Here is a 22008-nt window from a genome sequence, read left to right on the forward strand (position 1 = left end):
CTTCGTTCGCACCTGGCCATGCGCTTCAGGCAAGTATTGCTATGCCCTTGCCTTCGCTCAAGGCCACCATCGTTCTGCCCGCTTTCGCCCGAAGCTGTTTTGCTGACGCATAATCACAACTCCCCACCGACACGTCCTTGCGAGCGTAGCGTGGCAATCTCGATAGAAAGGCCGCTGTAAAGGGGGAAAGTACATCCACTGACGATCCATCAACTCACTGCCATTCCTAACGAAGAACAAATGAAGTGTTGTGCTTTATGAACATCAACGCAAGTACGGGTGGCTTTTATGTAATAAAATCGCTACCCTGCCGCATATTTTATGATTAAACTACTATTTTAGCTTTTACCAATTGTGCTTATACATCACTAATACCTATTGTTATGCAACGCAGAAGATTTATCCAGGGGGCAGCCCTCACGGGCACCAGTTTTTTAATTGGATCGCAATTAGCAGCGGCCGGTACCTTCACGGGGTCGCCAAATAAAAAAGTTATCATTGGGGTAATGGGAGTTAACAGCCGGGGCGGTTTCCTTGCCCAAAAGTTAGCGGCCCTGGCCGATGTAGAAATTGGTTATATATGCGATGTAGATAGCATTGCCATGGCTAAATGCATCGCCGATATCGAAAAAATAACCGGCAAAAAACCTACCGGGATTACCGACGTGCGTAAACTGCTTGAGAAAAAAGACCTTGACGCCCTGGTAATAGCCGCGCCCGACCACTGGCACGCGCCTGCTACCATACTGGCTTGCCAGGCGGGTAAACACGTATATGTAGAAAAGCCCTGCAGCCATAACCCGCACGAAGGCGAGCTTGCCATAGCCGCGGCCACCAAATATAACCGGCTGGTACAAATGGGCAGTCAGCGCCGCTCGTTTGATAATGTACAGAAAATGGTTGCCGAGCTGCATGCCGGCATTATTGGCCGGGCTTATTTTGCAAGGGGATGGTATGTTAATAACCGCAAAAGCATAGGGGTAGGTAAAGTAGTGCCCGTGCCGTCGAACTTAAACTACGAACTATGGCAGGGGTATGCCCCGCGCAGGCCTTATAAAGATAACCTGATCCATTATAACTGGCACTGGCACTGGAACTGGGGCACCGGCGAGGCGCTGAACAACGGCACGCACGAAATTGATGTAATGCGCTGGGGGCTTGGGGTTGATTTCCCAAACCGGGTAACATCATCCGGCGGGCGCTTTGCTTTTAAGGATGATTGGGAAACCCCCGACACGCAAACCATATTGGTAAACTTTCCGAATAACACCGCGCTATCATGGGAGGGGCGCAGCTGCAACGGCTTTAATTCTGAAGGAGTGGGCCGTGGTGTTGTATTTTATGGCGATCACGGTACTATTTATTATGGGGGCGGTAATGGCTACCAGGTTTATGATTATGATAACAAACTGGTAAAAGAAATAAAGGATGAAACCCCGGTAGATGCTGCTAACAAAGTAAGCCCTACTGAAATGCTTGACCGCGTGCACCTGCAAAATTTTGTGAACGCCATACGCGGCACCGAAAAGCTGAACCAAACCATTATAAACGGTCATAAATCAACCGTGATACCGCAGTTGGGTAATATCGCCCAGCGCGTAGGCCGTGTGCTGAATCTGGATACCACTAATGGCCATATCCTGCACGATGCCGAAGCGGCCAAACTTTGGGGCCGCGAATACGAACCCGGATGGACTTTAAAAGTTTAACATCAGCCTGAAATATATTATGAAGAACTTAACAACCTACCTGCTTGCTATAGCCATGGCCGCCGGTGTCCAAACTACATCGGCGCAAAGCAAAGCCGGCTACACCAATTTATTTAACGGTAAAAATCTTAACGGCTGGAAAATACTGGCCGGCAAAGCAGAATATAAAGCAGAGAATGGCGGCATAACCGGCACTGCCGTATTAAACAGTGGTAATACTTTTTTAGTTACCGAAAAGGAGTATGGCGATTTTATTTTAGAACTTGATGCTAAAACAGAAAGCAACCTGACCAACTCGGGCATACAATTGCGCAGTCATTTTGATCCGGCAGGGCATAATGGGAAAGGGCTGGTTTATGGTCGCCAATGCGAAATTGACCCCAGCGACCGCAAATGGAGCGGCGGGATATACGACGAGGGCCGCCGCGATTGGCTTTACCCAATGGAGCTAAACGCCAAAGCCCAAAACGCCTGGAAGAACGGACAATTTAACCACATTAAAATTGAGTGCATTGGCAACACTACAAAGACATGGATAAATGGTATAGCAGCAGCTTACGTTATTGATACCATAGATACCAAAGGTTTCATCGGATTGCAGGTACACGCCATTAACGATGCCGGGCAGGCAGGGAAGAAGATATTCTTTAAAAACCTCCGTATAAAAACTACTAACCTGCAGCCGCAGCCCTTTGCGAAGGATGTTTACGTGGTTAATCTGCAACATAACACCTTGTCGGCTTACGAAAAACAGGATGGCTGGAAGCTTTTATTTGACGGAAAAACCAGCGCGGGATGGCATAGCGCTACCGCGGCTACCTTCCCGGCAAAAGGGTGGAAGGTTGAGGACGGGATGATATCTGTTATCGGCGCTAACGGCGGCGAGGCTACCAACGGCGGAGATATCATTACCGATAAAATGTACAGCGCCTTTGATATGTCGTTCGAGTTCCGGATGAGCCGGGGGGCTAACAGCGGGGTTAAATACTTTGTTACGCTTGATGAAAAAACACAAGGCTCGGCCATTGGGCTGGAGTACCAGGTGCTGGATGATGCCGTGCACCCCGATGCCAAACTGGGCCGGGATGGTAACCGCACCCTGGCATCGTTGTATGATCTGATCCCTGCAAAAAAACAACCCCGCTTTGTACACCCCATCGGCTCATGGAATACCGGGCGTATTGTGGTTTTGCCAAATAACCATGTAGTGCATTATCTGAATGGTATTAAGGTGCTGGAATACGACCGTGGGTCCAAAGCCTACCGCGACTTGGTAGCCATAAGCAAATACAAGGTTTGGAAAGATTTTGGCGAAGCTAAGGAAGGGCACATCCTGTTACAGGACCACGGCTTTGACGTGGATTACAGGAACGTGAAGATTAAAGAGTTAAAATAACCCTTTGTCTTTGTCATGGTGCATCTGATCGCCGGCATATAACCGACATGCATAGTTCGGTATTAGTTCCTTCGCTATCGCTCAGGATGACAGATCATGTAAGATGTCATCCTGAGCCTGTCGAACCGAGCGGACTATGTCCGCCGCACACCCTGCGACAGGCTCAGGCTGCACTCCCGCTCTCTCATACACCTAAACAGCTCATTTTAAAAAGTTTATAACCGAACACCGTACCGTCCGTTTACGAACGGTTGACGAGTTGCTTTTCATTATAAATCATTTATAATCAACAAGTTGTGGTTTTGGCACGTATGTTATATTGTTCCTTATAGCAAGCTTGCTTGCTAACTAACAATAAACTAAACTGTAGGGCAATGTTTAAAAATTATCTAAAAATTTCGTGGCGCAACCTGTTAAAAAACAAGGCGCATACGTTTATTAATGTTACCGGGCTATCGGTTGGTATGGCGGTAGCTATGCTGATAGGCCTTTGGATATGGGACGAGGTATCTTATGATAAGTATTTTAAAAACCGCGATAGAATAGTGCAGGTTTGGCAGCACCAAACCTTTAACGGCATCGTAGGCAGCCAAACCTCTATACCCATCCCTTTAGGAACGCTGCTGCGTACAGATTATACCGGCAAGGGTAAAGACTTTAAGTATATGGTGCTTTCCAGTTGGACATTTGAACATATACTTGCCGTTGGCGATAAAAAGATTACGCAAACGGGCAACTTTATGCAGGCCGAAGCGCCGGATATGCTGTCACTTAAAATGCTGAAGGGGACACGCGGGGGGTTAAAAGATCCGTCGTCCATCCTGTTATCGGCTAAGGTGGCCAAAACCCTATTTGGTGATGCCGACCCGATGAACAAGACCATTAAGATAGATAACCAGCAATTGCTTAAGGTTACCGGCATTTACGAAGACCTGCCGCACAACACTACGTTTAATGATCTGAATGTAATTATCCCCTGGGATTTTTATATGACCACACAGCCCTGGCTAAAGAACGCTGCAACCCGGTGGGGCAACAACTCTTTTCAGTTGTTTGCACAGTTAAACGATAACGTTGACATACAAAAGGTTGATGAACGGATAAAGCCTCTGAAGCAAAAAAACATTGCGGCGCAGGGCGACTCGGTAGGCGCGGCGGCCAAGCCTGCGATATTTTTACATCCGATGAATAAATGGCACCTGTACTCGGAGTTTAAGGATGGCATTAACACCGGCGGGGCGATACAATTTGTATGGTTGTTTGGCATTATCGGCATGTTTGTGCTATTGCTTGCCTGTATCAATTTTATGAACCTGAGCACCGCCCGGTCAGAGAAACGTGCAAAAGAAGTAGGTATCCGTAAAACGGTGGGCTCGCTGCGCAGCCAGCTGATAGGCCAGTTCTTTAGCGAATCGTTAATGGTAACGGGCTTTGCATTTTTATTTTCTATAGTGCTGGTGCTGTTGATATTGCCATGGTTTAACCAGGTAGCTTCTAAAACCGTTCAGGTGTTATGGAATAACCCCGTATTCTGGATAATGGGATTGGGCTTTGCCTTGTTCACCGGGCTTATAGCAGGGAGTTACCCCGCGTTCTACCTGTCGTCTTTCCAGCCGGTTAAGGTTTTGAAAGGTACCTTTAAAGCGGGCAGGTACGCCGCGTTGCCGCGTAAGGTATTGGTAGTACTTCAATTTTTTGTATCGGCAACCCTTATCATAGGGACCATTATCGTTTTCAGGCAGGTGCAGTTCACCAAAAACAGGCCGGTAGGGTATGATCGTACAGGGCTGGTGCAGGTAAGCATGAAATCAGACGATATACACAATAGTTTTGCTGCGGTACGTAACGACTTGCTGCAAAGCGGCACTGTCGTAGAAATTGCCGAATCAAACAGCCCGTTAACCGGGGTTTATTCAAACAACAGCGGTTTAAACTGGCGCGGTAAGTCGCCCGACCTGCAGGACGACTTTGCAACCATGCGTGTAACGCACGAATTTGGCAAGGTAGCCAACTGGAAACTTATTGAAGGCCGTGATTTTTCGAGGGAATTTGGCAGCGATACATCAGCAATGATACTGAACGAGTCGGCAGCAAAATTTATGAATTTTAAGCATGCGGTTGGCGAAATTATCGACTGGGGTAAGAAATATAAAGTTGTAGGCGTAATAAAAGATATGGTGATGTCATCGCCGTATGAGCCTGTAAAACCAACTATCTTAATATTGTCTAACGGGTCCGAAGGCACTATAGATATACGATTGAACCCCAAAAAAAGCACACACGAAGCATTGGCTAAAATTGAAGCCGTGTTTAAACAATACGATCCCGGGAGCCCCTTTGAGTATAAGTTTACAGACGATGAGTACGCTCAAAAATTTGCTAATGAGGAACGGGTGGGTAAGCTGGCCGGTTTCTTTACCCTATTAGCCATATTTATAAGCTGTATGGGCTTGTTTGGCATGGCATCGTTCATGGCCGAGCAGCGCACTAAAGAGATAGGCGTACGAAAAGTGCTTGGCGCGTCGGTGTTTAGCCTGTGGCGCCTTATGTCAACCGATTTTGTTATCCTGGTAAGTATATCGCTTTTAATAGCCATACCAATGGCTTACTACCTGATGCACGGCTGGTTGCAGGATTATAAGTATCGCACCGAACTTTCGTGGTGGGTATTCGGGCTTACGGCTTTGGGCGCTATTGGCATCACCATATTAACGGTAAGCTATCAAAGCATCAAAGCCGCGTTAACCAACCCGGTTAAAAGTTTAAAAACAGAGTAATTCGATTTCGGATTTCGGATGTTCGATTTCGGATTTAATTTCAGCTTTAGAATTCCGGATTTAGAGTTTAGGATTTAGCGTTTAGGATTTAGAATTTCTACATCATGATTAATAATTATCTAAAAATGGCCTGGCGTGTACTATCCCGTCAAAAGCTATTCTCGTTGATCAACATACTGGGCCTGGTTATTGGTATGGTGGCGTGTATGCTTATTGTACAATACATCAGCTTTGAGTTAAGTTACGATGAGTTTCAAGCTAATGCCGATCGGATATACCGGGTAAAGCACCAGAACTACAGCCAGGGGAATTTAATTGAAAACCTGCCAAAAACCTACTCGGCAGTTGGCCCGGCCTTAAAAGCAGAGCTGCCCGGCGTTGAAGAGCAAACCCGTATCTCTAAACTCGAAGGGCAGGTAAGCACACAATTGGGCACCAATGTAGTTGCGTTTAACGAGCGCCGTTTGTACCTGGTGGAACCATCGTTCCTCAAAGTGTTTTCGTTCCCTTTAGTGCAGGGGACTGTTAACGCGCTAAGCAACCCAAACACCGTGGTGGTAACCGAAAGTACGGCGAAAAAATATTTTGGTAACGCCGATGCCATTGGTAAAACCATCAGGATACAGCAGCAAATCTCGGGAACGAATATCACGGCTACAATAACCGGGGTTTGTAAAGATGTGCCCGCCAACTCGCACCTGCAGTTTGATTTCCTGGTATCGCAAGATCCGCACGCGGGCGATTGGCTTTACGCCGATTCATACACCTATCTTTTATTGTCGCCAAAGACAAATTACAAACGTTTTGAGGCCATGCTGCCTGCCTTTATCAAAAATCATGTAGCGGGTAAGGATAAACTGAACAACACCAGCTTTACCCTGGGGAAAACCAACATCAGCAACATAGCGCTAAGCTTGCAGCCCCTGCGCGATATTCACCTGTACTCGAACCTTACCGACGAGATAAGCGCCGGCGGCAATGGCAATATGGTTTGGTATATGGGTATTATAGCAGCATTGATTTTGGTCATCGCTTATATCAATTACATCAACCTTGCTACCGCTAAGGTAATAGAACGTGCCCGCGAAGTGGGCATACGCAAGGTATTGGGTTCGCAGCGCGTTCAGCTTATCATTCAGTTTTTGTTTGAGTCGGCATTACTGAATGTCATCAGTTTAATCGTGGCGGTATTTGCTGTAATTTTATTAATGCCCTGGTTTAGCGCTTTATGCGGTGTGCAAATACAATTTACGCTGTGTAAAAACCCCGCCTTTTTACCAGGCTTTGCAGGCTGCTTATTAGCAGGGATTGTGCTTTCGGCATTTTACCCAGCGCTGGTACTTTCTGATTATAAACCTGTACAGATACTCAAAGGTAAATTTCAAACCAGCGCGCAAAGTATATCGCTGCGCAAATCGTTAGTGGTTTTTCAGTTTGTGGCCACCATAGCTTTTATGATAGGCACCCTTGTGGTTTACCGGCAGGTTAATTACATGAAAAGCGCCAACAAGGGGATGGACATGATCCAAACCCTTGTTATAAGGGCGCCGCAAATTGTGAGGGATAACGATGCCGAGGCTATGAGTTTTATGCATAAGGACAGCGTTTTCCAGACGGAGATAATGCGTAATCCGCGCGTGCAAAACGTTACCTCATCATCGGCAATACCCGGCGAAGTTATTAACTACATCATGGCTTACAGCCGCCCTGAGGTAGCAGCGGGCGAAAAAAGGATAAGGCTGCCAACCCTTGAAATAGGCGGCGGTTTTTTAAACCAGTTTAAGGTAAAAGTAATAGCCGGCAGTAATTTTGATTCGGCTGTGCAAACCAACGGGTCGTTAATGATGCTGAACGAAGCGGCGGTGCTGTCATTAGGGTATAAAAGCCCGCAGGATGCAGTGGGTAAAATCATCCAGACCAAAAATGGCCGCGGCAGGGTGTTTGATAATACCATTGTAGGGGTGATAAAAAACTTCCATCAAACATCGCTTAAAGAAGGGTTTACACCTACGGTTTTCAGGCTGATAGACCCATCCAGCGTAACCCACTACGAGTTGAAGGTAAACACGACCGACATGCCTGCCACCATCGCTCAGATCAATAAAACTTATAAGGCCGTTTTCACCGATGCTGCTTTCGACTACTTTTTTCTGGATGAGTTTTTTGACCAGCAATATAAAACCGAGCAGCACTTTGGCCAGGTATTCAGTTTGTTTTCGGGGCTGGCTATATTGGTTGCCTGCCTGGGTTTGTTCGGGCTAACGCTTATTACCATTGGCCAGCGGGTTAAAGAGATAGGCATCCGTAAACTGTTGGGTGCATCCATACCCAATATTTTACTGCTCATATCAAAAGATTTTGTGAAATTACTGGCTATTGCCAACGCTATTGCAATACCGCTGGCGTATTGGGGTTGTTATAAATGGCTGCAGAATTATAAGTTCCGTATTGATTTTAGTATCTGGTTCTTTATTGTGCCAATGGTATCGGTATTTGTCATCGCGCTGGCAACCATTAGTTTGCAGGCGGTAAAGGCTGCCATAGCCAACCCGGTAAAAAGCTTAAGAGCGGAATAAAAGGATATTAGTTATGAAAAAGTACAAAGCATTGATTTTTTTAGCCTGCCTGTACAGCATTAACTGCTTTGCCCAGCAGGTTAAGCCGCAAGCCGGCAACTTAACCGTTGTTAACCGCCAGGCGAGTTTTGCAAGCGATGGCAGTTTGCACCTAAACGGCGTAGACAACGCGGGCATGGCATGGATCAATAACCTGGAATTTACCAATGGTGTAATAGAGTTTGATGTAAAAGGCAACGACCAGATGCAGGGCAGCTTTGTAGGCGTAGCGTACCATGGGTTAAACGATAGTACTTACGAATGTGTGTATTTCAGGCCCTTCAATTTTTTGGCTGTCGACCCGGTTAGAAAGAGCCATGGGGTGCAGTACATCGCCCCGCCAAAATATGACTGGCCTATACTCCGCGAAAAATATCCGAACAAATATGAACAGGCGGTTGTGCCCGCACCCGACCCTAATGCGTGGTTTCACGTGCGTATAACGGTTACGCCAGCAAAGGTAGATGTGTATGTGAACGGCCAGCAAAAAGCTTCCTTAACGGTCGAGCCCCTGCTTAAAACGGGCGGAACCAAAATTGGTTACTGGGTAGGCAACGGCTCGCCCGGCGACTGGAAAAATTTAAAGATCACCAACGCCAAATAGCGTACTTAAAACTGCAAGCGCAAAAAAGGTTCGATGTTTTGCATCGAACCTTTTTATAAACATCAAAGAAACTGATCTCTGATTACAAATCTCTCATCACTAAACCTTAGCAATATTGCTCAAATGCGCCGATCAGGTTATCCGCTATCATTTGTGCAGGGCGGCCTTCAATCTGGTGGCGCTCTATAATGTGCACTAATTTACCATCTTTAAACAAAGCCATTGATGGCGACGATGGAGGGTATGGCAGCATCAGGTTACGGGCAGCGTTAACAGCCTCGGTTTCCATGCCTGCAAAAACGGTTACCAGTTTGTCCGGGTGTTTTTCGTTAGCTGCGGCCATACGTGCTGCAGGGCGGGCATTGGCTGCTGCGCACCCGCATACCGAGTTTACCATCACAAACACGGTGCCTTCGCTTTTTATAGCTTGCTCAACAGCTTGCGCGTCTTTTAATTCCTCAAAACCAACTCTGGTCAATTCTTCCCGCATTGGGGCAACTAAATATTCTGGGTACATAATTTTACTTCGCTTATATTCAGCACAAAAATACTTAATTCAAAATAAAAACAACCCATTATCAGAATAATCCGCAATAATTGACGTTTCGGTTATAATAACGGTTACAGGCATTTTAAGAATTATTTTTTATCTTGCATTTTTAATATTGTTAACCCTAATTAACACTATTGTAATGAACTTAAAATCAATGTTTTAGGTATGGGAATTATTACACGAAAAGATAGCGCCCAGCCACGCGTAGTACAAGTAAAGGCAAAACACTTTAACTCGCTTAAGTTTACAATCGCCGCTGTATTAATAGTAGTAATGGTACTGATGACGGCCATTGTGCGCCTTAGCTCGCAAAGTGCGCAGCAAAGGCAGGAGAACAGCAGGCTGCAATCGCAGATAGCTGCATTACAGGGACAAATTGATAAAGAATCGCAGGACGCGGTGTTGCTAAATGCCGAAAAGGAAGGCCAGCGCAGCAAAGCCGTATCGTACATACAGGACATACAGGCTAAGCTAAAGATCATAAACAATTTTATGCACAAACGTGGTTTGCGCAGTATATCGTTTAAAAAAATAAACGTTAGCGATAAACCTAACAACGAAACCAAGCTATACGCCGAGTTTAGCAGTTATCTGGATAAACTTGTAAATAATATAGCGTTTACCCCCATGGGTTATCCAAGATTAAGCTCGTTCACCTCTTTTTTTGGTTCGCGCGGCAATCCATTTGATTTTGGCGGCAAGGAGTTTCATCCCGGCATTGATTTTAAAGGCCACCGAGGCGACCCCGTTAAATGTACAGCCAGCGGCAGGGTGATATTCGCAGGCAGGGCAGGAGGGTACGGCAATTGCATAAAAATACGCCATGCCAATAACCTGGAAACCTGGTACGGGCATTTATCAAAAATAAATGTAAGGGAAGGCGAACGGGTTACCGTTGGCGATATCATTGGCAAAGTTGGTTCAACAGGGCGTTCCACCGGCCCGCATTTGCATTACGAGATACGACGCAACGGCCATCCGGTTAACCCCAAACAATACCTGAGTATTAATCTTTAGAAAGTGTTTTTTTAGTTTATTATTGCCTATATTAGTTATACAATTTAATATTATCACAATGAAAGACGAACTTAAAAAAGACGAATTGGCTAAAAAAGGGAAAATTATTGTTGTATCTGAAGAAGCACAGTTAAAGGATAAGAAGGATTTAACCCTTAAAGAAATATGCGAGGCAGACCATGTGGGCAGATGCGGGTATTGTGACGAGCAGGGCCGGTTTACCGCGTGCGCCTAACGCAATATGAAAATAATTATTCTTTGCTTTTGGGTTATTATAACACGTATTGGCTATTACTTTTTAATACAAGGCAGCCACAACGGGTTATACTATATACAAATGAGTAACCTGAAAGATATTTGCCAGTACCTGGCCGTTGCAGGCTTTCTGCTTATATGCTACAAGAGGCAATTGGCCCGTAAAATAAGGCACGTTATAATTTTCGCCCTTGTTTATTGTCTTTCGTTTGCCGTTATTATGCTATACCCTTTTTTGGGCGGCGACATCAGCAGCGGCAGCGAATCGACCCTGTTTGTATTCAACTCTTTTTGGGCCTACGCATCAGCAGCCTTGCTGCTCTACTTAGTATTCAGCTCCGACGATTTTTCTACCAAACAAGCCTAATGCTTCCTGTCCACATCGGTTTCACCAAACTTAAGGTCCACCTCCTGAGGTTGTGTAATTGCCGGGTAATCATAACGCAACCTATTTCATTAAAATATTTATAATCACTATTTTTGCAGTTCAAAAAAATAATAATATGTCATCAGTAGAAACTGCATACGTTAAAAATAAAGTGAAGGACCCTTCACTGGCCGCCTGGGGCCGCAAAGAGATTGAATTGGCCGAGGCCGAAATGCCGGGCTTAATGGCGCTGCGTAAAGAATATGGCCCCGCTAAGATATTAAAGGGCGCACGTATCGCGGGCTGTTTGCACATGACCATCCAAACCGCTGTTTTAATTGAAACTTTGATAGAACTGGGTGCCGAAGTTACCTGGTCGTCATGTAATATATTTTCTACACAAGATCATGCCGCTGCTGCCATTGCTGCCGCGGGCACCTCTGTTTACGCCTGGAAAGGTATGAACGCCGAGGAATTTGACTGGTGTATTGAGCAGACCTTATTTTTTGGCGAAGACCGCAAACCATTGAACATGATACTGGACGATGGCGGCGACTTAACCAACATGGTGTTAGATAAATACCCTGAACTGATAGATGGCATTAAAGGCTTATCTGAAGAAACCACCACAGGCGTACACCGTTTGTACGAGCGCATGAAAGCGGGCACACTGCCAATGCCTGCCATTAACGTAAACGACTCGGTTACCAAATCGAAATTTGATAACAAATACGGCTGTCGCGAGTCGTTGGTTGACGCCATCCGCCGCGCTACCGATGTAATGATGGCCGGTAAGGTGGCTGTTGTTTGTGGTTACGGCGATGTGGGTAAAGGTTCTGCCGATAGCTTGCGCAACGCAGGTGTACGTGTTATCGTTACCGAAATTGACCCTATCTGCGCGTTACAGGCAGCAATGGAAGGCTTCGAGGTGAAAAAATTAAGCACTGCTATAACCGAGGCTGATATTGTAGTTACTGCAACAGGTAACAAAAACATTGTTCGCGAGCAGCATTTCCGCGCGTTGAAGGATAAAGCCATTGTTTGTAACATAGGCCACTTTGATAACGAGATTGACATGGCCTGGTTAAACGGCGCTTACGGCGATAGCAAGATCGAGATAAAACCACAGGTTGATAAATACACCATTGATGGCAAAGACCTGATCGTACTGGCCGAAGGCCGTTTGGTGAATTTGGGTTGCGCTACCGGCCACCCAAGCTTTGTAATGAGTAACTCGTTCACCAACCAAACTTTAGCTCAAATTGAGCTTTGGACAAACGGTGATGCTTACGAAAACAAAGTTTATACGCTGCCAAAGCACCTTGATGAAAAGGTTGCGCGTTTGCACCTCGAAAAAATTGGTGTTGAACTTGAAGTTTTAGACCAGGATCAGGCGGAGTACATCGGCGTGACTGTTGATGGTCCGTTTAAACCGGAGTATTACAGGTACTAAGTTTAAAGTAAAAAGTAAAAAGGGATGTGGTTTAGACCATGTCCCTTTTTTTGTTTACAAGCGTTATGCCGGAGTATATCGGCATTTCGTTGTAGAGACGCGATACTTCGCGTCTATGGCCTTTCATGTTGAACGAGAGTGAAGTACCTATTCGCTGGTTCACGGTTTATCGGTAGATCCTCGCTATCCGTAAGGATGACAAACACGTTTTACAGCAACTCATAAGATCCCCTTATCCACCCAAACAATTGCGGGCGCAACTCGCCGGTATGGCTCAGCCTGATGTTGTTTTGAAACCTGCCTGCCGTAGCAATGCTTTTGTAAACCGGCGGCTCGGTTATTTGGGTGGCCGAGTAAAACTTTAGGTCCAGCACTTTTTGCATGGGGCGGATAACAAAAAACGTTTGCCTATGCACAAAGGTGATGCAGTTTGGGGTAGTGCCTACCAAAACATCGGGCCAGTCGGCAACTTCGGCAAGCAGTTTATCAAACAGTAGCAATAACTCCTCGGGCTTGCCTTTAAACAGGTCGTCGAGGCTAACCCTGGCACAGTAATGCCTTTGGCTTTCGCTGGGTAGTTCGCGGTCGCATTTGGGGCAGTTGTAGGGCATATAACAGATATGTGAGGCCGAAGCCTTGCGGTTGGCTATCTAATAGTTTCGCCAGTTTTAGCACAGGCTAACATGGCCTCATACAACGCGCTGTACTGTATAACAAAACGATTCTCGATCACTTGTTTAGGCTGATCGTCTTCTTTTATACAATAATCATGTTTTACATTTATGGCTAATATATCAGGGTCACCCGTTTTCCATGTGTTGGATTTTGACAGGGAATAATTGCCGCACGCATCCAAAACAGACTTGGATTCGTTAACCTCGCCCTCCCCATATTTACTTTCAAAAACAGCTAAAAACTGGTTATTATCGCCTTTACTATCTACGGTAAGAATTTTAATTAACGATCCTTTATAAAAAGTTAAAATAATATTGTTTAAAGTGGTACCATAAACCTCGTATTTGGGTATGCTGTAACTAACCGCGTCTTTACATTTTTTTATGTAAAGTTTATTTAGTGAAGCATCGAGGTCGAGTTTTGAATCTAATATACTTTTCACCAAAGGACTCAGCGGATCGTATATAACCTTAAACACTTTATCTTTATTTTTTTCAATAAACTTCATTGTTTTTAACGAACCGTCAATAACTACACTCGGATCTATTTTTAATGCGGATAAGACCTCGCTTTCTGTTTTTCCAATTTGCAACCCTTCAACACCATTTATTTGCTGGGCAAATGAGCTATTATAAAAAACTAATAAAATCAATACATATAAATACTTCATCATAATATTAACTGGCTGCTTTTTTATAAATGTAAAATAAATATAAAAAAATCAAAGTTGATTAGTAAATAGTTCATTAATAATGGTTTGCTTTTGGATGCTAAAATTGAAATATTATAATGGTTTACAGGTACAGGCTGGTCTAAACAGGTGATAATCGCATAAATTTATTTTATATTATTTGTAACTTAAGCCGTTTTTAAAGACCTAATTATAATGAAACTATTAACTAAAACCTTTATCACGGCCGTGGCTGTGTGCCTGGGCAGCTTTACAGCTTTTGCGCAGGAAAACCTGCCAAAAGATTATCTTACCAAAGAATTTCATGCCGGCCGCCGCCAGGCGCTGCGCAACCTGATGCCCGCCAACTCGGTAGCAGTAGTATTCGCCTACCCCGAGCAGGTATTCTCTAACGATGTAAACTACGTTTTTCACCAAAACCCCGATATGTATTATTTTTCGGGATATAAAGAACCTGATGCCGCCCTGCTGATATTTAAGGATATGCAGGGCACCGGCGATACCAGCTATAACGAAGTGCTTTTTGTGCGCAAGCGCAACCCGCAGCAGGAGCAATGGACCGGCAGGCGCATGGGTGTTGACGGTGCCAAAACCCAGTTGGGTTTTAAAAGGGTTTACAATGGCAGCGAGTTTGCCAAATTCCCGGTCGATTTTAAAAAATTCAGCGCTGTTATATATGACAACCTTAACGACGATGCCACAGGCGACCTGAAGGCTTTAATAAGCACATTTAAAACCAAGGCCGCGATCCGGGATCTGGATAAAGGCCTGATGAATGATTTTAATATCATTACTAAATATGCCACACCGAAGAATTTAACACAGATAATGAATTTTATGAAGCCCCGCCTTGAAGACGATGCCCATAAAAACAGTGCTATAATACAGGAGTTGGTTGCTAAGCCCGACTCCGCCACATTGCTAAGTGTTAAAGATAAAATAAAGGCCGATTTTGGTAATGCAGGTTTATTTACCGAATACACAACCAAACTGCGTGGTGTTAAGCAGCCCGAAGAACTGACGCTGCTGAGCAAATCGGTGCAATTATCGAGCATTGCCCATGCCGAGGTAATGCGCGCCGTAAAACCAAACATGAGCGAACGCGAGCTTGAAGGGATATTAATGTATGTGCACCGCAAATACGGCGCCGAAAACGAAGGCTACCCGCCGATAGTAGGTGTAGGTGCAAACGGCTGCATCCTGCATTACGAAGAAAATAATGAGCAGGTGCTGAACAACCAGTTGGTGCTGATGGATGTAGGCTCGGAGTATCATGGCTACTCGGCCGATGTTACCCGCACGGTGCCGCCAACCGGCAAGTTTACCGAAGAGCAGAAGGCTATTTACCAAATAGTTTACGATGCGCAGGAAGAAGTGTTTAAACTGTGTAAAGCAGGTGTGCCATATTCGTCCCTGGAAGCAAAAACGGGCGAAATACTGGCCGCTGGTTTAATAAAGCTCGGTATCATAAAAGAAGCGAAAGAGCTGCGTACCTATTACCCGCACGGCGTATCGCACCACATGGGGCTTGATGTGCATGATAAAGGTTCGTACACAGGCAACCTGGAAGAGAACATGGTGATAACAGTTGAGCCGGGCATTTATATCCCTGCGGGCAGCAAATGCGATAAAAAATGGTGGAACATAGGTGTACGTATCGAAGACGATGTAGTTATCGGCAAAGATAAGGGCACTATTTTATCGTTAGATGCGCCCAGAAAATGGCAGGACGTTGAAAAAATGGACGCGGAAAAAAGTATATTTGACGGTGCGAAATTCCCGCCGCTTAAATAGGAAGACTTTAATATATATGGAAAGCCCCGACTTGTCGGGGCTTTCCTGTTTTAAGCTATTTTAATGATATTTGCCCTTCATATTAACAACTATGGCCCGCTTATCCGTCAACATTAATAAAATTGCTACCCTGCGTAACTCCCGCGGTGGCGACAACCCAAATCTGGTACAGGTTGCAAACGACTGCGAACGTTTTGGCGCGCAGGGTATAACTGTACATCCGCGCCCGGATGAAAGGCATATCCGTTACCGGGATGTTTTTGACCTTAAAAAGGTTGTAACCACCGAGTTTAATATAGAAGGTAATTGCCAGGAACAAAAATTTGTGGACCTGGTACTGGCTAACCAACCCGAGCAGGTAACCCTGGTGCCCGATGTTTTAGGGCAGATCACATCAAACCATGGTTGGGATACTATAGCCAATCAACAATATTTAAGGGATATCATTAGCGTTTTTAAAGATGCCGGCATCCGCGTATCCATATTTGTCGACCCCGTTGTGGACATGATTGAGGCCGCAGCCACCACCGGTACCGACCGCATTGAACTGTACACCGAGGCTTATGCACACAACTACCTAACCAATAAAGACGAAGCCATAGCACCTTATGTACAGGCTGCCGAAACCGCACATAAACGTGGCCTGGGCATCAACGCCGGCCACGACCTTGATCTGCACAACCTTAAATACTTCGCGCAAAACATACCCGCGCTTGATGAGGTAAGCATAGGCCACGCTCTTATCAGCGATGCCCTGTACTATGGCTTAGAGAATACTATACAGATGTATTTGAGGCAGCTGGCTTAGTGTAAACATCGCCTATTTTTCCTTTGGTAAACCTACTGTCACTATCGTATTACCTGATTGTTATTCAACAGCTAAATTGTACCTTTGCGATAAATTTTAAGGGACAACCATTTCAATGAAGCTGAACGTAGATTACCAGGAAAAATTCCAGCAAAGGCACATAGCGCCAAACCAGGCAGATACCGAAAAAATGCTTAAAACTGTCGGTGTAAATTCGCTTGATGAATTAATTGATGAAACCGTACCGGCCCGGATAAGGCTTAAGGCCCCGCTAAACCTGCCGGCAGCTAAAAGCGAATTCGATTACCTGAATACGCTAAGGCAAACAGCTTCAAAAAATAAGGTATTTAAATCGTACATAGGCCAGGGCTACTATGATGTAATTGTGCCCGGTGTTATACAGCGTAACATCCTTGAAAACCCGGGGTGGTATACCCAATATACCCCATACCAGGCCGAGATCGCCCAGGGCCGTTTACAAGCCCTGCTGAATTTCCAGACTATGGTTATCGATTTAACCGGGATGGAAATTGCCAATGCATCATTACTTGATGAAGGCACGGCAGCTGCCGAAGCCATGTTTATGCAATACAGCCTGCGCAAAAACCAGCAGGCCACTGTTTTCTTTGTTTCGGAAGAGTTGTTCCCGCAAACCATCGATATTTTAAAAACACGCAGCGAGCCTTACGGCATTAAACTCCAGATTGGCAACCACCGCACCGTACAATTAACCGACGATATGTTTGGTGCAATTGTACAATATCCTGCAGGTAACGGGGCCGTTTATAACTATACGGATTTTGCGAACGCCCTGCACGATAAAAATATAAAACTTACGGTTGTTGCCGATATCATGAGCCTCGTGCTGCTAACCCCGCCGGGCGAGTGGGGCGCCGATATTGTGGTGGGCAGCACCCAGCGCTTTGGCGTACCAATGGGCTTTGGCGGCCCGCACGCGGCATTTTTTGCCACTAAAGAAGAATATAAACGTTCCATCCCCGGCCGCATCATTGGCGTAACCATAGACAGTGCCGGTAACTATGCCTTGCGCATGGCGCTGCAAACCCGCGAGCAGCACATCCGCAGGGATAAAGCTACCTCAAACATTTGTACAGCGCAGGCATTACTCGCCATTATGGCCGGTATGTATGCGGTTTACCATGGTCCAAAAGGTATTAAACTCATAGCCGAACGCATACACGGGTTAACCGTTCTGCTGGCTAACTCGTTAAAAGCCCTTGGTTATGAGCAGTTGAACGAAACTTATTTTGATACCCTGAAATTTGACGTTGGCCCGTTGGGGGGCCCGCTGCATTCAGAAGCGCTGAACAATGAAGCAAACCTGAATTATAACGGTTCCGTGGTTACCATCTCTGTTGATGAAACTACATCGCCCGAGGATATCAAGACACTTGTACGTTTCTTTGCCAAGGTAAAAGGTAAAACGCTTACCGATTCAAATTTTGATTCACTGAAGGAAAATGTTGAAGGTATTATTCCTGCAGAATTGCAGCGCACCTCGGCTTACTTAACACACAGCTTGTTTAACTCGCACCATTCCGAACACGAAATGCTGCGTTACATTAAATCGCTGGAGGCTAAAGACCTTTCGCTTTGCCACTCAATGATCGCACTGGGCTCGTGTACCATGAAGCTTAACGCGACGACCGAAATGGTACCCGTTACCTGGGCCGAGTTTAGCAAGATGCACCCTTTTGCACCAACCGATCAGGTTGGCGGCTACATGCAGTTGTTTGACGAACTGAACAAATGGCTGAGCGAAATTACCGGCTTTGCAGCCATGAGCCTGCAGCCAAACGCAGGTGCGCAGGGCGAATACGCGGGTTTAATGGTTATCCGCGCTTATCATAACGATAGGGGCGACCATCACCGCAATATCGCCCTGATCCCATCATCGGCACACGGTACCAACCCAGCATCGGCAGCTATGGCAGGGATGAAGATTGTTGTAGTAAAATGCGATGATAACGGTAACATTGATGTTGCCGATATGAAGGCAAAAGCAGAGCAGTACAAGAACGAGCTCTCGTGCCTTATGGTAACTTACCCGTCAACTCACGGGGTGTTCGAGGAAAGTATTATCGAGATATGTGAGATCATCCACCAAAACGGCGGGCAGGTTTATATGGATGGCGCCAACATGAACGCGCAGGTAGGTTTAACAAGCCCTGCCAATATTGGGGCTGATGTTTGCCACCTTAACCTGCATAAAACCTTTTGTATACCGCACGGCGGTGGCGGCCCCGGCATGGGCCCGATTGGTGTAGCTAAGCACCTGGTGCCATATCTACCCGGCCATGCCGTTGTTGATATCGATAACGGAAAAGCCATCCACGCCGTATCTGCAGCACCATGGGGCTCTGCATCTATCCTGATCATATCGCACGCTTACATTGCCATGATGGGCGCCGACGGGTTAACCAACGCAACCCGTTACGCCATACTGAATGCCAACTATATTAAAACACGCTTAAAAGATCATTATAATGTGTTGTACACCGGCGCTAACGGCCGCTGCGCGCACGAAATGATATTGGATTGCAGGTCATTTAAGGCTTACGGTGTAGAGGTTGTAGATATAGCCAAGCGCCTGATGGATTATGGTTTCCACGCGCCAACAGTATCGTTCCCGGTTGCGGGTACGGTGATGATAGAGCCAACAGAATCGGAACCAAAACACGAGCTTGACCGCTTCTGCGACGCGATGATATCTATCCGTAACGAAATTACGGATGTAGAAAACGGCATATCTGATAAAACAGATAACCCGCTGAAAAACGCGCCGCACACCGCCGCAGTGATCACCGGCAACGATTGGGAACACCCCTACACCCGCCAGAAAGCGGCATACCCGCTGCCTTATGTTGCGACCTACAAATTCTGGCCTTCGGTTGGCAGGGTAAATGATACCTATGGCGATCGTACGCTCATCTGCTCGTGCCCCCCGCTAAGCGACTATGAATTTGAAGAGAGCGAAGTAACTACGCCCGAGTACGGAACGTGAAGATAGGTGTGCAGATGTGTAAATATGCAGATGTGCAGGTGAAAAATGACTGAATTAAGGCCCCTTAAGGGGCCTTTTTTATTGGTTTCGCCCTTCCCCGGCAGCGGCATAAATTGGCTTTTTGCAAAGGGAGAATAATGGGTATCCTGTTATATGATTCTCATTTGCTGCCTTTTGCAACTATTTGTACATTATTTACGTATTTATACTAATATTGTCTGAATTGGTTGCCGTAAACACTTAAGCTTTAAAGAGCGCGTTTACACGTAACTTTAATGAAATTTTAACGTTTACAACCTTTAAGAATATAACTTTTTAATTTGCAATTCCGTATAAGACCCTATGAGCCTTAATAACGACAAAACAGTAAGTGTTTTATTGGTTGATGATGATGAGATAAATAACTTTATTTCGATAAAGTTGATAAAGAAAGCGTTGACCAATTCTGATATTATGGCATGCCTTAACGGCAAATTTGCTATTGATCAACTGGCTGATATTCAACGTAAAGATCCGAGTAAGCTGCCCGACTACATCCTGCTGGATATCAATATGCCGATCATGAACGGCTGGGAATTTCTGGACGAATACAAGCGCTTAAACCTCGACCCGCTCGGTAAAAGCAAGATCTATATTATTTCATCATCGGTGTTCAGTAACGACATCAACAAGGCCCGATCATACCCACTGGTAAAAGATTTTATCTCAAAGCCGCTTAATGTTGAGAAAATAAAAGAGCTTTTCGGAGTATCGTCAAATTAAGCCGGCGTAACTACAAACTGTTCGTCGCGGTAACTAACAGTTCCTATTGGTGTCGCCCGTGCATGATAAAATAAACAGGTATAACCTTCGGCTGCGGCTTTTTGTCCGTATTGTATACGCAGTCCCGCGGCGCGGTTGCCATCATAATCGTATTTAGCTACAAACTTTCTTATCAGTTGCTCGGGTTCGGGGAGTTCATCGCCTCCAAAAAATACTTTTTGTCCTTCAATATCTATCCAAAACACCTGGTGAAACTTACTGTGGCCGGCAGATAGCTCAAATTTAATACCGGGTTGGTACTCCCCGCTGTCTTCAACAAAATCAATATCGGCTTTATCCCTCAACGCTTCAAAAATTTCTTTATGGTATGATGAGGATGCGCCGCTTAAGGCAAATTCAAACTCCCGGCGTTGGATAACATGTTTAGCTTGCGGGAAGCTTGGTTCCAGTTGGCCGTTACGCTCAACCACCAACCCGCCCGAGTGATCATAATGCAGGTGCGACATGAGCACCAGGGTAACATCGTCAGGGTCGAAACCTGCGTTGCGGATATGCTGATGCAGCAACAGTTCGTCGCGGGTGTCCTTATAGCCAAGGCCGGCGTCAAGTACGATGAGATCGGTAGCGGTTTTTATCAGGAAAGGATTGACATGAATGAACAATGAGCCCGGGCGGTCCCTCTTGCTATCCGTTTCGGGGTTAAAGGGAATGAATTTTTTGGTAGCATCAACTGAGTATGAGCCCTCGCCCAAAGCAAAAATTTCCATAACTAATGTTTGCGCAAATATAAGGTGCAGAAAGCTAAGCGGGGAATGTTGGTGGATAAATGACATTAGCTTTAACATGGCCTTGAAACCTTTGATCCCCCCGGGTTAAAACCCCGCAATTAGATATTACCGGTTTATTCTATAGCTGATTTAAATGCCCGCTGTAACGTTTTTATTCGCTTAACGTCTATTAGGTAAGATCAATTAAAAAATATTTTTAAATAAATTTTGATATACGAAAACTATCGTACATATTTGTACGAAGAAATTCGTATAACTTTAGAAACATGGATTTGAAACCGACGGAAAGCGAACTGGAAATATTGCAGGTGATATGGAAAAAGGGGAAGTGCAGCGTACGCGATGTACACGAGGAGCTTGCCAAAAATAAGGACTCGGGCTATACAACCACACTTAAGCTAATGCAGATAATGCACGAGAAAGGCTTGGTTGAGCGCGATACGACGGCTAAAAGCCATTTGTATACGGCTTTGATAACCCGCGAAGCGGCTCAACAGGGCGCATTGGATAAAATTTTGTCGACAGTGTTTAAGGGCTCTACATCCGACCTGGTGATACAGGCACTGGGCCAGCACCGGGCTTCAAAAGATGAAATAGACGCGATAAAAGATTATTTGAAACAGTTTGGTGATGGTGAGTAGTGAATAGTGAGTAGTCAGGTGTAAGTAGTTGGAGGTCTGGGTTTAGGATTTAGAGCTTCCCTTTTATGATTTAGAATT

The 22008-nt window shown here is 45.5% G+C and carries 18 protein-coding genes; 14 read left to right on the plus strand and 4 right to left on the minus strand.

From position 1 onward, the window contains the following. Positions 1-383: 383 nt before the first annotated feature. The 5 genes from GWR56_RS08885 to GWR56_RS08905 all read left to right on the plus strand — a co-directional run bounded on the left by GWR56_RS08885 (position 384) and on the right by GWR56_RS08905 (position 9101). On the plus strand, positions 384-1709 hold the full coding sequence (locus tag GWR56_RS08885) for a Gfo/Idh/MocA family protein (RefSeq protein WP_162430760.1): 1326 nt from the start codon (positions 384-386) through the stop codon (positions 1707-1709). 19 nt (positions 1710-1728) lie between these two features. After that, positions 1729-3105 (plus strand): DUF1080 domain-containing protein, encoded by a 1377-nt coding sequence (locus GWR56_RS08890; RefSeq protein ID WP_162430761.1) that lies wholly within the window; start codon positions 1729-1731, stop codon positions 3103-3105. 374 nt (positions 3106-3479) lie between these two features. Continuing rightward, entirely contained in the window at positions 3480-5882 is a 2403-nt protein-coding gene (locus GWR56_RS08895; RefSeq protein WP_162430762.1) for an ABC transporter permease, read from the plus strand. 104 nt (positions 5883-5986) lie between these two features. Beyond that, positions 5987-8458, plus strand: coding sequence for an ABC transporter permease (locus GWR56_RS08900; RefSeq protein WP_162430763.1), 2472 nt, complete (start codon positions 5987-5989; stop codon positions 8456-8458). Positions 8459-8471: 13 nt separating this feature from the next. Beyond that, positions 8472-9101 carry a family 16 glycoside hydrolase gene (locus GWR56_RS08905; RefSeq protein WP_162430764.1) on the plus strand — a complete coding sequence of 210 codons (630 nt, stop codon included), beginning with the start codon at positions 8472-8474 and terminating at the stop codon, positions 9099-9101. Between the two features lie 106 nt (positions 9102-9207). Here the strand turns inward: GWR56_RS08905 and GWR56_RS08910 are convergent, their stop codons facing one another. After that, on the minus strand, positions 9208-9618 hold the full coding sequence (locus tag GWR56_RS08910; RefSeq protein WP_162430765.1) for a BrxA/BrxB family bacilliredoxin: 411 nt from the start codon (positions 9616-9618) through the stop codon (positions 9208-9210). Positions 9619-9819: 201 nt separating this feature from the next. Between GWR56_RS08910 and GWR56_RS08915 the strand changes: the two genes are divergently transcribed. The 4 genes from GWR56_RS08915 to ahcY all read left to right on the plus strand — a co-directional run bounded on the left by GWR56_RS08915 (position 9820) and on the right by ahcY (position 12746). Continuing rightward, entirely contained in the window at positions 9820-10671 is an 852-nt protein-coding gene (locus tag GWR56_RS08915) for a M23 family metallopeptidase (RefSeq protein WP_162430766.1), read from the plus strand. A gap of 58 nt (positions 10672-10729) precedes the next feature. Continuing rightward, complete coding sequence (locus GWR56_RS08920) at positions 10730-10906, plus strand: hypothetical protein (protein ID WP_162430767.1); 177 nt, start codon at positions 10730-10732, stop codon at positions 10904-10906. 6 nt (positions 10907-10912) lie between these two features. After that, positions 10913-11293 (plus strand): hypothetical protein, encoded by a 381-nt coding sequence (locus tag GWR56_RS08925; protein WP_162430768.1) that lies wholly within the window; start codon positions 10913-10915, stop codon positions 11291-11293. A gap of 136 nt (positions 11294-11429) precedes the next feature. Continuing rightward, positions 11430-12746 carry an adenosylhomocysteinase gene (gene ahcY / locus GWR56_RS08930; RefSeq protein ID WP_162430769.1) on the plus strand — a complete coding sequence of 439 codons (1317 nt, stop codon included), beginning with the start codon at positions 11430-11432 and terminating at the stop codon, positions 12744-12746. Between the two features lie 209 nt (positions 12747-12955). Here ahcY and GWR56_RS08935 read toward each other — a convergent pair whose 3' ends face one another. Together GWR56_RS08935 and GWR56_RS08940 are read right to left on the minus strand one after the other, a co-directional pair. Then, positions 12956-13357, minus strand: coding sequence for a DUF5655 domain-containing protein (locus tag GWR56_RS08935; RefSeq protein WP_162430770.1), 402 nt, complete (start codon positions 13355-13357; stop codon positions 12956-12958). 35 nt (positions 13358-13392) lie between these two features. Then, on the minus strand, positions 13393-14094 hold the full coding sequence (locus GWR56_RS08940) for a hypothetical protein (protein WP_162430771.1): 702 nt from the start codon (positions 14092-14094) through the stop codon (positions 13393-13395). A gap of 213 nt (positions 14095-14307) precedes the next feature. Between GWR56_RS08940 and GWR56_RS20535 the strand changes: the two genes are divergently transcribed. From GWR56_RS20535 to GWR56_RS08960, 4 genes are all read left to right on the plus strand, one after another. Next, on the plus strand, positions 14308-15906 hold the full coding sequence (locus GWR56_RS20535) for an aminopeptidase P family protein (RefSeq protein ID WP_202925396.1): 1599 nt from the start codon (positions 14308-14310) through the stop codon (positions 15904-15906). A 91-nt stretch (positions 15907-15997) separates the two neighbouring features. Next, positions 15998-16714 carry a pyridoxine 5'-phosphate synthase gene (locus GWR56_RS08950; protein ID WP_162430772.1) on the plus strand — a complete coding sequence of 239 codons (717 nt, stop codon included), beginning with the start codon at positions 15998-16000 and terminating at the stop codon, positions 16712-16714. Positions 16715-16829: 115 nt separating this feature from the next. Next, positions 16830-19739, plus strand: coding sequence for an aminomethyl-transferring glycine dehydrogenase (gene gcvP, locus GWR56_RS08955; protein WP_162430773.1), 2910 nt, complete (start codon positions 16830-16832; stop codon positions 19737-19739). Positions 19740-20081: 342 nt separating this feature from the next. Further along, positions 20082-20501, plus strand: a complete 420-nt coding sequence (locus GWR56_RS08960; protein ID WP_162430774.1) for a response regulator — start codon at positions 20082-20084, stop codon at positions 20499-20501. On the opposite strand, the gene GWR56_RS08965 is transcribed toward GWR56_RS08960, so the two are convergent. Next, positions 20498-21268 carry an MBL fold metallo-hydrolase gene (locus GWR56_RS08965; RefSeq protein ID WP_162430775.1) on the minus strand — a complete coding sequence of 257 codons (771 nt, stop codon included), beginning with the start codon at positions 21266-21268 and terminating at the stop codon, positions 20498-20500. The two genes, GWR56_RS08960 and GWR56_RS08965, sit on opposite strands and share 4 nt — an antisense overlap. A 287-nt stretch (positions 21269-21555) precedes the next feature. Between GWR56_RS08965 and GWR56_RS08970 the strand changes: the two genes are divergently transcribed. After that, entirely contained in the window at positions 21556-21930 is a 375-nt protein-coding gene (locus tag GWR56_RS08970; RefSeq protein WP_162430776.1) for a BlaI/MecI/CopY family transcriptional regulator, read from the plus strand. Positions 21931-22008 lie beyond the last annotated feature (78 nt).

This window comes from Mucilaginibacter sp. 14171R-50 (assembly GCF_010093045.1).
Classification (GTDB): Bacteria; Bacteroidota; Bacteroidia; order Sphingobacteriales; family Sphingobacteriaceae; genus Mucilaginibacter.